This is a genomic window from Lactococcus sp. NH2-7C, assembly GCF_029953655.1.
Lineage (GTDB): Bacteria > Bacillota > Bacilli > Lactobacillales > Streptococcaceae > Lactococcus > Lactococcus lactis.
Genome location: NZ_CP124538.1, coordinates 1,934,235 through 1,950,028 on the forward strand (window position 1 = coordinate 1,934,235; position 15,794 = coordinate 1,950,028).

At 35.6% G+C, this 15,794-nt stretch carries 14 protein-coding genes; 13 read left to right on the top strand and 1 reads right to left on the bottom strand.

The window, feature by feature from the left end:
- Positions 1-35: 35 nt before the first annotated feature.
- Positions 36-968: a mevalonate kinase gene (gene mvk, locus QJV49_RS09760; RefSeq protein WP_047686423.1), complete on the bottom strand. Its 933-nt coding sequence runs from the start codon at positions 966-968 to the stop codon at positions 36-38.
- Positions 969-1,274: 306 nt separating this feature from the next.
- Here mvk and mvaD point away from each other — a divergent pair, with 306 nt between their 5' ends.
- The 13 genes from mvaD (at position 1,275) to QJV49_RS09825 (ending at position 15,712) form a co-directional block, all read left to right on the top strand.
- Complete coding sequence (gene mvaD / locus QJV49_RS09765) at positions 1,275-2,231, top strand: diphosphomevalonate decarboxylase (RefSeq protein ID WP_225512621.1); 957 nt, start codon at positions 1,275-1,277, stop codon at positions 2,229-2,231.
- Positions 2,218-3,207 carry a mevalonate kinase gene (locus QJV49_RS09770; protein ID WP_225512622.1) on the top strand — a complete coding sequence of 330 codons (990 nt, stop codon included), beginning with the start codon at positions 2,218-2,220 and terminating at the stop codon, positions 3,205-3,207. The genes mvaD and QJV49_RS09770 overlap by 14 nt, the downstream gene beginning before the upstream one ends.
- Positions 3,208-3,260: 53 nt before the next feature.
- Positions 3,261-4,304, top strand: a complete 1,044-nt coding sequence (gene fni, locus QJV49_RS09775; protein WP_225512623.1) for a type 2 isopentenyl-diphosphate Delta-isomerase — start codon at positions 3,261-3,263, stop codon at positions 4,302-4,304.
- A 156-nt stretch (positions 4,305-4,460) separates the two neighbouring features.
- The gene (locus QJV49_RS09780; RefSeq protein ID WP_225512624.1) at positions 4,461-5,081 is read left to right on the top strand and encodes a superoxide dismutase; all 621 of its coding nucleotides are present in this window, start codon (positions 4,461-4,463) and stop codon (positions 5,079-5,081) included.
- A gap of 247 nt (positions 5,082-5,328) precedes the next feature.
- A complete protein-coding gene (locus tag QJV49_RS09785; RefSeq protein WP_225512625.1) occupies positions 5,329-7,683 on the top strand; it encodes a carbon starvation CstA family protein in 2,355 nt (784 codons plus the stop codon).
- 225 nt (positions 7,684-7,908) lie between these two features.
- Entirely contained in the window at positions 7,909-9,249 is a 1,341-nt protein-coding gene (locus tag QJV49_RS09790; RefSeq protein ID WP_003131558.1) for a DEAD/DEAH box helicase, read from the top strand.
- Positions 9,250-9,252: 3 nt separating this feature from the next.
- Positions 9,253-9,837: a YdcF family protein gene (locus tag QJV49_RS09795; RefSeq protein ID WP_225512626.1), complete on the top strand. Its 585-nt coding sequence runs from the start codon at positions 9,253-9,255 to the stop codon at positions 9,835-9,837.
- 156 nt (positions 9,838-9,993) lie between these two features.
- Positions 9,994-10,740 (top strand): MurR/RpiR family transcriptional regulator, encoded by a 747-nt coding sequence (locus tag QJV49_RS09800; RefSeq protein WP_225512627.1) that lies wholly within the window; start codon positions 9,994-9,996, stop codon positions 10,738-10,740.
- 241 nt (positions 10,741-10,981) lie between these two features.
- Positions 10,982-11,308 carry a PTS sugar transporter subunit IIB gene (locus tag QJV49_RS09805; protein WP_225512628.1) on the top strand — a complete coding sequence of 109 codons (327 nt, stop codon included), beginning with the start codon at positions 10,982-10,984 and terminating at the stop codon, positions 11,306-11,308.
- Between the two features lie 84 nt (positions 11,309-11,392).
- Complete coding sequence (locus QJV49_RS09810) at positions 11,393-11,743, top strand: PTS lactose/cellobiose transporter subunit IIA (RefSeq protein WP_003131552.1); 351 nt, start codon at positions 11,393-11,395, stop codon at positions 11,741-11,743.
- A 93-nt stretch (positions 11,744-11,836) separates the two neighbouring features.
- Positions 11,837-12,565, top strand: coding sequence for a MurR/RpiR family transcriptional regulator (locus QJV49_RS09815; RefSeq protein WP_225512629.1), 729 nt, complete (start codon positions 11,837-11,839; stop codon positions 12,563-12,565).
- Positions 12,566-12,856: 291 nt separating this feature from the next.
- Positions 12,857-14,194, top strand: a complete 1,338-nt coding sequence (locus QJV49_RS09820; RefSeq protein ID WP_003131550.1) for a PTS sugar transporter subunit IIC — start codon at positions 12,857-12,859, stop codon at positions 14,192-14,194.
- A gap of 81 nt (positions 14,195-14,275) precedes the next feature.
- On the top strand, positions 14,276-15,712 hold the full coding sequence (locus tag QJV49_RS09825; RefSeq protein WP_225512630.1) for a 6-phospho-beta-glucosidase: 1,437 nt from the start codon (positions 14,276-14,278) through the stop codon (positions 15,710-15,712).
- Positions 15,713-15,794: the final 82 nt, after the last annotated feature.

A 15,794-nucleotide genomic window follows, 5' to 3' on the forward strand; every position in this document is an offset into this window, starting at 1 on the left:
TCCAAATACAGCAAGGCTTTTTATGATTTATATTTTTAAATAGAGTAAATCCAAGTATTTTTAGCGCCATTTTTTAGAAGACGTTGACTGATACGAATGGCATCTTTTTCATTTTCAGCAAGAGCAACCATGACACCACCTAGCCCTGAACCAGTTAATTTAGCACCAAGTGCGCCATTTTTACGAGCAGTTTCGACTAAATTATCTAGACGTGGATGAGAAACTCCCAAATCAGATAATCTTTCGTGAGCTTTATTCATGACATGACCAAATTCTTTGAGTTTGTCTGTCATCAAGAAATCTTTTGAATCGGTCGCTAATTGGCCTAAATGATTAATTGAATCTTGTGTTTTTTCTTTTTCTTCAACAAGTTTTTCGCGAACAATATTGATGGCTTGACTCGTAAAGCCGTGAACACCAGTATCGCCAATCACGATAAAACCATGAAGATTGAGTTCAAAGGGTTCAATTGTGCTGTCTTTAATAAACCACAAAGGGTGTTCAGAATTTACAGTTGCCACATCAATTCCAGAGGATTTTCCGTGAGTAATATTTTCTGAAAAGTTGGCATAAAAGAGTAAATCTTTTTGCGGAAGTTCAGCATCAAAGAAATCATAAAAAGCTCTGATAATGGCAGTTGCCAATGAAGCAGAAGCTCCCAAGCCACGTCCTTGAGGAATATTTGAATCAATTTCTAAAGAGAATGGCATTTTTGATGAATGAAATTTAGAGAGTAAGCGCATAATGAGTTGACGAATTCCTTCAAATTCATCTCCCATTAAATCAAGTCTTCTACGAAATTCGTTATTTTCAATGTATTGGCCATATTTTGATGAGGTAATTGTCACTGTAGTTTTAAGAATTGTTACAGGTAAGGCAATTGCTGGCTGACCATATACAACGGAATGTTCTCCAATTAAGATTAGTTTGGAATGGGCAATTCCCGTCCCCATTTTATTGATAGTCATTATTAACAATTCTCCTGCTAGATTAGTTTCTCATTTTGAAAATGTGAACTGCAAATTAGCATATTTTGGTTAAATTAAAGTCGTATCGAAGGAAAAATTCGATAAACTTTTTTCCAATATCATAATTATGAATACAAAAACGTACCTGACAATTTTATAAAATTTCCTCTTGAAAATCAAGTTTTTGTTTCTCTTTTGGCTGTAAATTCATCATTTAGTCTGAAAAAATGTATTTTTTAGTGTAAAAAATAACTTATTGAAATGATAGAAGAGAAGAAAGAATCAAATTTTTGATATAATAGTTTCATGAAAAATATTGTTACTGCAAGGGCGCATACAAATATCGCCTTGATTAAATATTGGGGAAAAGCGGATATTGCTCTAAATATTCCAACAACCTCTTCTTTGTCAATGACTCTAGAGCCATTTTATACAACAACCTCTGTTGAATTTACTGACAATAAGTCTGATCGCTTGATTTTGAATTCTGAAGTGGCGGATAGTAGCCGTGTCAGCCAATTTTTGGAAATGATGCGTGGACAATATGGAAATTTCCCTAAAGTAATGATTCAATCAGAAAATCACGTTCCAACAGCTGCTGGTTTGGCTTCAAGTGCTTCAAGTTTTGCTGCTCTGACAGCTGCTATGTTTGGACTTTTAGATTTAGAAAAAGATGATTCAGAAATGTCACGCATAGCTAGACGCGGTTCAGGGTCAGCTTCTCGGTCAATTTTTGGAAATTTTTCAGTTTGGAATAAGGGTGAAAATCATCAATCTTCCTTTGCGGAATCTTTTTACAACGAAGATATTGGTCTTTCAATGATTGTTGCTGAAATCTCTGCTGAAAAGAAAAAAATGTCGTCAACTAAGGGCATGCAATTGGCACAAACTGCACCAACTTACAGTGCTTGGGTTGAAAAATCAGCTATTCAACTGGAAGAAATGAAGCAGGCCATTTTAAATGCTGACATTGAAAAAGTTGGTCTAATTGCTCAGGATAATGCATTAGGAATGCATGAACAAAATCGTCTCTCTAACCAACCTTTTGACTATTTTACGCAAGAAACAAGACGAGTGATTGACTTTGTAAATCAGGCTTATCAATCAGGATTGCTTGCTTTTGTGACTATCGATGCCGGTCCAAACGTCAAAATCATTACTGACCAAGCGACTGAAAAAGTTCTCTTAGCTAAATTACAAGCGGAATTTCCAGAATTAACATTTGATATCGCACGTGCTGGGGGCGCTTATGAATATCTCTGAGAAGAAAATGACAATCAAAGTTCCAGGAAAACTTTTTTTTGCGGGAGAATATTCAGTCACAAAAGAAGGAAATCTCGCTCTTATTACAACAATTGAAACAAATTTTGAAGTAAGAATTTCAGCTACTACAGGGAAATCAATTTTCAAAACAAATGTTGGACTATCTGATTTTGAATTTTCTTTGTCTAAAATTGAATTCACTAAAGAAAATCCTTGGAATTTTGCACTGACAGCTTTAAAAAATACTTTGTCAGCTGCTGACAGCTTTGAAAAAAATTCTGTTAGTAAAATTTTATCATCATCTCCAGAAATATCTCTTGAGATTATCAGTGATTTAGGCTTTGGTGAAAATAAAAAAGGCTACGGCTCAAGTGCTTCAGTCGTTTGTGGCCTAGTTAACGCAGTCAATCAATTTTTTGATTTTCAGTTGTCAATTGAAAAACGTTTTGAAATTGCCGCAAAAACACATTTTGAAGTTCAAGGCTCAGGTTCAATGGGAGATATTGCTGCTATTATGTATGGTGGTTCTGTTTTTTATCAGAATCATAAGCGAGTCTTACCTCTCGAAATCCCTTGGGCAACTTATGTGGTTCAAACAGGAAAAGCGGCAAAAACGAGTGAAAAAATAAAAATAAAACTTTCCGATGAATTTTATCAAGCTTCAAACGAGCTGGTCATTGAATTGGCAACAGCGATTGATATTCAAGATTTTGCTTTATTCAAAGAAAAGTTATCAGAAAATCAACTTTTGCTTTTAGAAAATATTCCAGAAGGATATATGACTAAGGAATTAGCTATTGCTTTGAACTTACTCAATAACTACCCTGAATTTGCTGCTAAAATCTCTGGGGCTGGTTTTGGGGAGAATATTATTTTATTTGCTCAAAATACCCAAGCTATTTCTGAAGTCCAAAATAAATTATCGGAATATGGAATCAATCTTGAAAAATTTAAGATTGCTCAAAAAAATAACTGAGATAAGTCTGCTAAAAAAGCAGAGTTAGATTTTAATGAATTGAGAAATAACTGATGAAAACTGAAAAAGAAATCCATCAACATCGCAAAGATGAACACTTATCGTTAGCTTATAAATATTGGCGTGAAGAAAAAAATCAGACCTTGGGCCTGACTTTTTCTGATAGTCGAATCATTCCTAATAGCTTGCCAGAATTATCAACTGGAAAAATAAATTTTTCATCAGAAGTATTTGGACAGAATTTTGAATTTCCCTTTTATATTGAAGCTATGACTGGTGGAACAGAGCGAGCAGATAAAATTAATCATCAGTTAGCAGAAATTGCGAAAAATCAACATTTAGCCATGGCGGTCGGTTCTCAATCTATTGCTTTGAAATTTCCAGAACTAGCAGCTGGTTTCAGTGAAGTTCGTAAAATTCATTCTTCTGGTTTTCTTTTTGCCAATATCGGCGCAGGCCATTCTCTAGAAAATGCCAAGCGAGCGGTCGATATGATTGAGGCAAATGCTTTAGAAATCCATGTCAATACAGCGCAAGAATTGCCAATGGACGAAGGAGACCGTGAATTTTATTGGTTAGAAAACATTAATGAAATTGCCAATCAATTAGAAGTTCCAGTTATTGTCAAAGAGGTCGGCTTTGGAATTTCACAAAAAACCTTTAAAGAACTCGCAAAAACAGCTATCTCAGGAATAAATATTGGGGGAGCTGGCGGAACTAATTTTGCTTGGATTGAACGTAAACGGAGTAAAAATGGTTTTAACTTGGATGAATTTGGTTTGTCCACGCTTGAGAGTCTTTTAGAAGCTAAAATGGCTGATAATAGAAAAAGTTTGATTGCAACAGGTGGAATTACTTCGGCTCAAGAGATTTTTAAAGCATTAATTTTAGGGGCTGATTTGTCAAGTTCTGCTGGTTTTATCTTGAAAAATCTTATGCAAACAGGACCTGAAAAAGTAGAAGAAGTCATTGAACAATGGAAACAAGATTTGAATAAATTATTTGTTTTAACCGGTTCAAAAAATATTGAAGAATGTCGAAAGGTTGAGCTCCTTTACTCGACCAATATGCTTAATTTTATCCAACAAAGAAAATAATAAATTACAAATCAAATCATTTGGCAATGATTTCAAAAACGACTATAATGAGAATAGAATTAAAAAATAAACTAACTGAATTCATTCTCAATCTAGTCAAAGTACCAAAGTATTGAGACTTCAAAATGGATTCACATCTTAAAAGGAGAAATTACTATGGCATTTACATTACCTGAACTTCCATACGCGCCAAATGCGCTTGAACCTTTCTTTGATGAAGCAACAATGCGTTTGCATCATGGAAAACATCATCAAACTTATGTAAATAATCTTAATGCAGCAATTGAAAAACATAATGAACTTGATGACCTCAGCCTTGAAGAATTATTGACAGATTTGTCAGCAATTCCAGAAGACATCCGTACAGCTGTTCGTAACAATGGTGGTGGTCATTTGAACCATAGTCAATTCTGGCTTTGGCTTCGTCCAAATACTGATGGTTCTGAAAACCATGCTGACGGCGAAATTGGGGATGCAATTGCGAAAGAATTTGGTAGTTTTGAAACTTTCAAAGCAGAATTTAAAGCTGCAGCCACAGGTCGTTTTGGTTCAGGATGGGCTTGGTTAGTTGTTGATGAAGCTGGAAAATTGAAAGTTGTATCAACTGCAAATCAAGATAATCCAATTTCTGAAGGTTTGACACCAGTTTTAGGACTTGATGTTTGGGAACATGCATACTATCTTAAATATCACAATGTACGTCCTGATTACATTGAAGCATTCTTTAATCTTGTAAACTGGGATAAAGTTAACGAACTTTATGCTAAAGCAAAATAAAATGATGAATGAGGTTCTCCTTTAAAGGAGAGCCTTTTTTATTTTACAGAAATTTTTTTCAATATTAAACTAGTCTTTTGGAAATTAATCTTATTTTTACAAAAAGATGTTTTAAAGAGATTTTTTTAAACATAAATGTTTATATTTTTGATTAAATAGTGCTAAAATATTATTGTAATCGGTTACATTTAGTTCTAAAAATTATGGAAGGTCAAATGCATTAATAAGTGCATAGGGATAGAGGATTATGAAAGATATTGGAAACTCTTCAAACTTTACCGAAGAAGAAGAGCTATTTTTGTTGCGGAATAAACAAGGAAAAATTGTCGGAATTAAAGATTTAAAGCAGGCAAATTTTAAAGAAACAATGAAAGATTGGAAAAAACATTTACCAAAACCCAGTCTTTTATCAATTATCATTTGGGTGGCGGTCGCTTTACTAGGCGGTCTTGCTTGGTCGTTGATTGCTTTGGCTCAAGGAGAGACGATTAATGCGATTTGGTTTGTTATTGCAGCAGTATGTTCTTATTTGATTGGCTATCGTTTTTATGCTTTATATATTCAACGTAAGATTATGCGTCCAAACGATTTACGGGCGACCCCTTCGGAAAGCCATAATGACGGAAAAGAATTTGACCCAACCAACCGAGTTGTTTTATTCGGTCACCATTTTGCTTCAATTGCTGGAGCTGGGCCTTTGGTTGGACCAGTTTTAGCGGCACAAATGGGTTACTTACCAGGGACAATTTGGATTATTTTCGGAGTTATTTTTGCCGGAGGGGTACAAGATATGCTCGTTCTCTGGTATTCTCATCGTCGTCGAGCAAAATCTATTGGGGCAATGGCTCATGATGAAGTTGGCAGATTTGCTGGTGGCTTGACTTCATTTATTGTGTTTATCATGACAATGATTGTTATGGCTGTTTTAGCTTTGATTTGTGTGACGGCGATGGCAAATTCTGCTTGGGCAGTCTTTTCGATTGGGATGACAATTCCAATTGCCTTGTTAATGGGAATTTATTTGAAATATATTCGCCCAGGGCACGTGAATGAAATTTCAGCGATTGGTTTTATTCTCCTTTTAGTTGCTATTTTCGGTGGCCGTTGGGTTTCAGAATCTTCATTTGCACATATTTTCATGCTTTCACCAACTGCCTTAGTTTGGTGGGTCATGGGCTATACTTTTATTGCAGCCATTATCCCGGCTTGGATTTTACTTACGCCTCGTGATTACTTATCCATGTTTATGAAAATTGGTACCATTGCTATTTTAGCAATAGCTGTGGTGGGTGTGCGACCGGATGTTACGATTCCAGCTCTGACTAATTTTGCACATAATACAGATGGTCCTGCTTTTGCTGGTTCCCTCTTTCCCTTCTTATTTGTTACGATTGCCTGTGGGGCCTTGTCTGGTTTCCATGTAATGATGTCTTCTGGAACAACTCCTCATTTGATTGCTAAAGAGTCACAAACGCGAATGATTGGTTATGGCGGGATGCTCTTTGAATCATTTGTTGCCATTATGGCTTTAGTCGCTGCGATTTCTCTTAATCCTGGAATTTATTATTCTATGAATACCCCACAAGCTAGTATCCAAAAACTCGCAGCTTCAAGTTATCAAGCAGATAAAAGTGCTGAATATAATGCTGCCAAAGCAATTCCAAATGTAGCCATGATGCCTGATGGTTCAAAACTCAGTATTGACTGGGAAGGTACTACTGGTGAAAAAGCACTTGAGCAAGTGGCAAAAGATGTAGGTGAGCAATCAATCGTTTCACGGACTGGTGGTGCACCAACTTTAGCCGTTTCAATGTCAAATATTCTACATAAGGTTCCACTTATTGGTGGGACAAATATGATGGGATTCTGGTATCATTTTGCGATTATGTTTGAGGCGCTCTTTATTCTGTCAGCTGTTTCAGCGGCAACAAAATCGACTCGTTATTTACTTAATGATGCCCTGCGTGGCTTCAAAAAATTAGGTCGCTTGGGTGATGATGATTGGTTACCTAGTAAAATTATAACGACAGCAGTGATTGTTGGAGTTTGGGGGGCTTTGCTTTTGATGGGCGTTTCTGATCCAAATGGTGGAATAAAAATCATGTATCCGCTCTTTGGGATTTCTAATCAATTAATTGCGGCGGTAGCTCTGGCTATTGTTTGTGTCATGGTTATCCGTAAGGGTTATCTTAAATGGGTTTGGATTCCAGCACTTCCTTTAGTTTGGGATGTATGTGTAACTTTTGTGGCCAGTTGGCAAAAAATCTTCTCAACGGATGTCAATATTGGTTACTTTGCTTCTTATTCAGCAGCAAAAGCCCAAGTGGCTTCTGGTAAATTATCTGGTCTAGCATTAACGAACGCGCAGGCAACCATGCGTAATACAATGATTCAAGGAGGTCTGTCAGTCATATTCTTACTTTGTGTGGCTATATTATTAGTCATCTGTGCCTTTAAAGTTGCTAAAATTTTAAGCACAAATGAAGTCGGTGATAAATTTAGCTCAGAAGAAGTTTTTAAAGAATCAAATCTTTTTGAAACTGCAAGTTTCTGGCCTAGTAGGCTTGAACATAAGGTTTTAAAAAGTAAAGTTAATGAATAATGAAAAATAAAAGTTACTGACAGAATTTCTGTCAGTAACTTTTTATTTATAATATAATCACTGACAGATTTTAAAAATGAGTTTAAATAGTGACAAGAACTGGTTTCTTAAATGTTTTTTTTCTGATATAATAGAAAAAAGTCCCTTCCATGGATAAATCAGCAAAAACAGAGATTCGTCATTTTTTAAATGAAACGAATAATCCTCAACAAATGAAAGAAAAAAATGAAATTTACAGACTTTAATTTTAAAGATTATATTAACCAAACGTTAGAGAATATCAAATTTGAAAAACCAACTGAAGTACAAGAAAAATTGATTCCAATTGTTCTCTCAGGCCGTGACTTGGTAGGGGAATCAAAAACTGGTTCAGGAAAAACACACACTTTTTTACTCCCAATTTTCCAAAAAATTGATACTGATCTTGATGAAGTGCAAGCAGTCATTACGGCTCCTTCACGTGAATTAGCTACTCAAATTTACAAAGCAGCTCAAGAATTTACAAAAGTTAATGACAAGCTTCGTGTTTCAAACTTTGTCGGTGGGACTGATAAGGCCCGTCAAATCAAAAAATTGGAATCATCACAACCACATGTCGTAATTGGAACACCAGGTCGAATCCATGACTTAATCAAATCTAATGCTTTAATTGTGCATACTGCTAATACTTTTGTTGTCGATGAAGCGGATATGACGCTTGACATGGGATTTTTGGCAGATGTTGACCAAATTGCTTCAAGCTTTGGTAAACGCGTGCAAATGCTCGTTTTCTCAGCAACTATTCCTCAAAAACTTCAACCATTTTTGAAAAAATATTTGCATAATCCTGTTATGCAAAAAATCGCCAATAAGACAGTAATTTCAGATACAATCGAAAATTGGCTCGTTTCTACTAAAGGAAGTTCACATAATCAACTTTTGCTCCAATTGACAAAAGCAACGAATCCTTACATGGCAATGATTTTTGCCAATACCAAAGGTCGTGTTGATGACATTCATCATTTCTTGACAAGTAACGGACTTAAAGTTGCAAAAATTCATGGTGATGTACCGCCACGTGAACGTAAACGTATCATGAATTCAATTAAAAATTTGGATTATCAATATGTTGTGGCAACCGATATTGCCGCGCGTGGAATTGATATTGAAGGTGTATCACACATTATCAATGATGAAATTCCAAAAGATTTAACTTTCTTTGTTCACCGAGTGGGTCGTTCTGGCCGTAATGGATTACAAGGAACAGCTATTACGCTCTATAGTCCTTCTGATGATTCAAGCATTCGTGAGATTGAAAAAATGGGTGTTACATTCCAACCAAAAGCCATTAAAGATGGTGAGATTGTTGATTCCTATGACCGTGACCGTCGTGAAAAACGGACGAAAAAACAAGATGAAATTTCAACAAAAACCATTGGTGCCCTTAAAAAAGGTAAAAAACACGTTAAACCAGGTTATAAACGTGCAATTAAATGGCAAATTGAAGAAGATAACAAGAAAAAACGCCGTGCTGAGCGTAATAAAAATGCCCGTAAAACACGTGATTCTCGTAAACAAAGTTTCTAATTAATGAAAAAGATTTTTAAGATTATAGGCACTTTTGTCGGTCTAATTCTTTTGATTTCAGTAATTTGTCTTGCTTTGATTCTTAGCAAATCTACTGACAGAACTGCTGAAAACTCCACAGATATTCAAACAATTTTAATCCTTGGCTCACGAATAAATCAAAATAAAAAACCAACCAAGATTACTCAAGAGCGGCTAGATGCAGCACTTTTGCTTGCTAAGAATAATCCGCAGGCCAAAATTATTGTGTCTGGAGCAAAAGGAGCTGGCGAGCTTGTTAGTGAAGCTTTTAGTATGAAAAATTATCTGATGGCTCATCACATTAGTGCTGACAGAATTATTAGTGAAGATAAGGCGGGTGATACCGCGGAAAATATTGCTTATTCTAAAAAATATTTTGACGCAAAAACCGTGATTGTCACTAGCGATTTTCATCTTTACCGAGCCTTGTATCTTGCAAAACATGAAGGTGTAAAAGTAGAAGGCTTTGCTGCAAAGACAAAAGTCAATAATCTTCTTTATTATCCTAATTATTATGCTCATGAAATTCTTGGTTTAATCTATGCTTTCATTTTCGGAAAGGGCTAAGAAAATTTCAATTATTATCGAGGATAAAAGCTGTCAGTAATTTTTACTGACAGTTTTGCTAAAATTTGGCAAATCCTTTCAAACAATGATTCTGTCAGTAAATTTTTAAAAGAATTTGTGGCGGAGCTAAATATTTCCAAATACGGAGAGTAAAAAATGATGTTTCTACCCGAACAAATCAGTAAACTTAACGAGCTTGAAACGCTAGTTTTTGATTTTATCATTAAATCACCTGAAGAAGTCCAACAAATGACAATTCGTGATTTAGCAAGTCAAGCCCATGTTTCAACTTCGACAATTGTCCGACTATGTACAAAACTTGGTTTTGAAGGTTGGTCCGATTTAAAATTTTACCTCAAAAATCAACTCAAAGAAAAAACACCAGAAGAGCAACATTATGATAATATGCTCGAATTCAACATGTTTTTACGTCGAATGAATACAGATAATTATCAGGCAAAACTTAATAATGCTGCACAAATGATTGCGAAAGCTGATTATACCGTGTTTTTAGGTTTAGGAACATCTGGTTCATTAAGTGAGTATGCCACTAAATATTTTGTAAATACTGGATTACGAAGCTTCGTTATTTCTGACCCGTTTCAAGCTGTTCAAGTTCAGGGAATGGGAAATGTTGTGGCAGTAATCATGTCTGTATCAGGTGAAACAGAACAAGTTGTTAATAAAGAATTGGAGTTTAAAGCGGGCGGAGCAAAAATTATTTCGATTACCAATCATGAAGATTGTACTGTTGCTAAACTTGCTGATTATCAGCTTTCTTATAATCTTGTCAATGAATGGTCTAAACAGTATCCTTTAGGAAATCTGACCACTCAACTCCCAGTACTCGCGATTTTGGAAATTCTAGCCCATAAATCAATTGATTATTATCTTAAAAAATAATAAATTTGTTCCAAAAAGAGAAACAAATATTTCAAAAAGCTACTATTTGAGTGTAGCTTTTTTATTTTATGACTCATAAGTCGGTTAAAGCTTGCTATAAAGGGAAAGTTAAGTTAATTTTCGAATTTTATAAAGCACTTTTAAAAAATAGATAACGCTTGCATTATGAAAATGAAAACGTTATAATTATTTTTATAAAGAACGTTAAATTATAAAACGTTAAGAATAAGGAGAAATAATTATGGCAGATAAAGTTATTGCACTTGCATGTGCAGCCGGTATGTCAACATCACTTTTGGTATCAAAAATGCAAAAAGCAGCAGCAGATAACGGGAAAGATTACGAAATTTTCGCAAAATCAACAGCGGACATTGATAATATGCTTGCCGGAACAGGCTCACCAAAACCTGACGTTCTTCTTTTAGGCCCACAAGTTGCCTTCATGAAAGGTGAAGTTGCTAAAAAAGCTGAAATCGCTGGTGTACCAATGGATGTTATCAAAATGCAAGATTATGGAATGATGCGCGGAGATAAAGTGCTTGCAGCAGCTGAAAATTTGATGAAGTAAGGTTTGAAAATTTCAAACTTGTGAAAGAGCGAAAGCTCTTTTACTATGTAAAAATCTAAGCAAAGAGAAATGGGAAGATAAGAAATGACTGATAAATACGAGAATCCAACAAGTGATGACTACATGGGTGTTGTAATGGGCATTATCATGAGTGGGGGAAATGCCAAAGGTTTAGCCTTCCAAGCCATTCAACAAGCCAAAGCTGGTGAATTTGCCGAAGCTGAAAGTTCATTGAACGAAGCGAGCGAACAACTTCGTGAAGCACATGACGTTCAGACAGACCTTCTAACACGCTTAGCCCAAGGTGAAAAAATTGGTTGGAATCTTTACATGGTTCATGCACAAGACCACTTGATGAATGCCATTACCTTTAAAGATCTTGCTGTAGAAGTTGTCGGTCAAGAACAACGCCTTCAAGCTCTTGAAAACAAATAATATAGCTCCTAGCTTATTAGAAATGCAAAATTAAAAGTTGCGGAGACGCAACTTTTTTCTAACCAAAAAGTTTAAATAAGAAAGGAGAGAATTATGAGTTTTTTTGGAAATGTTGATTTTCAAAAGTTAACCTATACAGAAAGAACTTGTTATAGTTATTTACGAGATAATGTTGATAAAATTCCTTATATGCGAGTCCGTGATATTGCTCTGGAAGCACATGTTGGAACTTCTAGCGTCATGCGCCTCATTCATAAAATGGGCTATGATTCATATACAGATTTTAAAGAGTACATTATTGATAAAAAAGAATTGGAAAAAGGAAGTTCAAATACTGCAATTCCTTTTTCACTAGATATTTTCTCTAGCGATATCGAACAACGTTTGGATAATCTGGCACATCGAGTCATTGAAAGTGATAATATTATTTTTACAGGAGTAGGTTCCAGCGGTTTAATCTGCGATTATGCGGCCAGAAGATTAGCGGGAGTTGGAATTAATACTTTCTCATTTAGTGATGTGACTTATCCAATTGCTTCAAAATTACAAAATACGACCAACACTTTAGTAATTGCTTTATCCATCTCTGGGGAAACGAATGAAATCATTGAAGTACTGACCAGTCTGCGCTCCAATAAAGATGTTTATATTTCAAGTATCACACCAAAATTGAATTCAAGTATTGCTGAATTGAGCGATTTTGTCCTCACCTATCGAATTAATGAACACCGAATCAATACGCATTATGATTTGACGAGTCAATTACCAACAGTTTATTTGACTGAGCGTTTAACAGATTTGGTTTATCAATTATCAAATTAAAAAGCCAAATTGGCTTTTTTATCTGCTCAGCCGTTCCTAATCGTTTGATAGATAAAATAAAAAAAGTTAAATTGAGATAACAAATATAATTTGCAAGGCTAATTTTCGCAACCTTAAAGGAAACTTATATGACAATTTTGGCACATTAGTCTTCACGAGTGGTACAGAACCAAAGTTTTGGAAAAAGAAGAAACCGCTTTCTTTCTTTTGCTCTTTAGTGTTATAATGAAAATGTAGAAAAGATGAACGTGAAACCAGTTCATCAAAAAAAGTAAAGGAGACTGTTCAACCATGAACAATTTTATTCAAAACAAAATCATGCCTCCAATGATGAAATTTTTGAATACCCGTGCAGTCACGGCAATCAAAAATGGTATGATTTATCCTATTCCATTTATCATTATTGGTTCAGTATTCTTGATTCTTGGTCAACTGCCATTCCAAGCAGGCCAAGACTTCATGAACAAAATCAAATTGGGCCCGCTCTTTTTACAAATTAATAATGCTTCATTTGGTATTATGGCCTTGCTTGCCGTATTCGGTATTGCTTACGCGTGGGTTCGCGATGCAGGTTATGAAGGAGTTCCTGCTGGTTTAACTGGTATTATCGTTCACATCTTGTTGCAACCAGACACAATTCATCAAGTAACATCTGTTACTGACCCAACTAAAGTTTCAACTGCTTATCAAGTTGGAGGGGTAATTGACCGAGCTTGGTTAGGTGGGAAAGGGATGGTTCTTTCAATCATCGTCGGACTCTTAGTCGGTTGGATTTACACTGGCTTTATGCGTCGTAACATCACAATTAAAATGCCAGAACAAGTTCCAGAAAACGTTGCGGCATCATTCACTTCACTTGTTCCTGCAGGAGCAATCATTGCCTTAGCTGGAGTTGTTCACGGAATTACAACAATCGGATTCAACACAACTTTCATTGAATTAGTTTATAAATGGATTCAAACTCCATTACAACACGTAACTGATGGTCCTGTCGGCGTCTTCGTTATTGCCTTTATGCCAGTATTTATCTGGTGGTTCGGTGTTCACGGAGCGACAATCATCGGTGGGATTATGGGACCATTGCTTCAAGCCAACTCTGCTGACAATGCTGCCCTCTATAAAGCAGGACATCTCAGTCTTTCAAACGGAGCCCACATCGTTACACAATCATTCATGGACCAATACTTGACAGTTACTGGTTCTGGTTTGACCATTGGTTTGGTTATTTTCCTCTTAGTGAGTGCAAAATCAGTTCAAGGTAAAACTTTAGGACGTATGGAAATTGGACCTGCAGTGTTCAATATTAATGAACCAATTCTCTTTGGTCTTCCTATTGTCTTAAATCCTATTCTTGCAATTCCATTTATCTTAGCACCATTGATTTCAGGAATCTTGACTTACTTAGTGATTTATCTAGGAATCATTCCACCATTTAACGGAGCTTATGTTCCATGGACAACACCTGCAGTTCTTTCAGGATACCTTGTAGGTGGCTGGCAAGGTATGGTTTGGCAAGTTATTATCCTTGCATTGACATCACTTCTCTACTGGCCATTTGCCAAAGCTTATGACAATATTCTTCTTAAAGAAGAAGCTGAAACAGAAGCTGAAATTAATGCTGCTGAATAATAGCAAATTTTAGATGAGCTCAAGAATTCTTGAGCTTATCTTATTAAAAATGTTAATTCTAAAAATTTAAAAGGAGAAATTATGACTTTAAAAAAAGACTTCCTCTGGGGAGGAGCAGTTGCTGCACATCAACTTGAAGGAGGATGGAATGCCGGCGGAAAGGGAGTTTCTGTTGCTGATGTCATGACAGCAGGGAGCAATGGAGTAGAGAGAAAAATCACAGATGGGGTAATTGAGGGAGAAAATTATCCAAATCATGAAGCTATTGATTTTTATCATCGCTACAAAGAAGATATTGCACTCTTTGAAGAACTAGGTTTAAATTGTTTTAGAACTTCCATTGCATGGACCCGTATTTTTCCAAATGGAGATGAAGCAGAACCTAATGAAGAAGGACTGCAATTTTATGATGATTTATTTGATGAGTGTTTAAAACATGGGATTGAGCCTGTGATTACCCTTTCTCACTTTGAACTTCCTTATCACTTGGTAACAGAATATGGAGGCTTTTGTAATCGTAAACTTATTGATTTCTTCGTCCATTTTTCAGAAGTCGTAATGAATCGTTATAAAGATAAAGTTAAATATTGGATGACTTTCAATGAAATTAACAACCAAGCAAACTTTATGCGTGATTTTGCACCTTTTACTAATTCTGGTTTAAAATTCCCAGAAGGAGCAAGCGAAAAAGAACGTGAAGAAATTATGTATCAAGCGGCTCATTATGAGTTGGTTGCTTCTGCCAAAGTTGTCGCTCTGGGGCATAAAATCAATCCAGATTTCCAAATTGGATGTATGATTGCAATGTGTCCGATTTATCCTGCAACTTGTAAACCAGAAGATATGATGGCTTCAACCGTTGCTATGCAACGTCGCTATTGGTTTGCAGATGTTCATGTTCGCGGACATTACCCAAGCTATTTAAAAGCCTATTTTGACCGTAAGGAATTTAAACTTGATATTCTTGATGATGATTTGAAAGTATTGGAAGAAGGAAAAGTAGATTATATTGGTTTTTCTTACTACATGAGTTTTGCAATTAAAGACCATGGTAAAGCTCCTACTTTTGATTACAATGAAGATAAAGATTTAGTCAAAAATGAATATGTTAAAGCTTCTGAATGGGGCTGGCAAATTGATCCTTTAGGATTACGCTATGCAATGAATTGGTTCTATGAACGTTATGAAAAACCACTCTTCATTGTTGAAAATGGTTTTGGAGCTGTGGATGAAGTTGAAGCTGATGGAAGCATACATGACCCTTATCGAGTAGACTATTTAAAAGCTCATATAGAAGCAATGAAGGATGCTGTAAATTATGATGGAGTTGACTTAATGGGCTATACTCCTTGGGGATTTATTGACCTTGTTTCTGCTGGGACAGGAGAGATGAAAAAACGCTATGGCTTCATATACGTAGATAAAGATAACGTTGGGAATGGAACCTTGAAGCGTTCAAAAAAAGATTCTTTCACTTGGTATCAAAATGTTATTAAAACAAATGGAGAAGAACTTTAAAATAAAAAGACACTAAAGTGTCTTTTTATTTTTATTGGAATGTAAAGAAAACACTTCAAAAAATAAAAAAGTAGTATAAAGG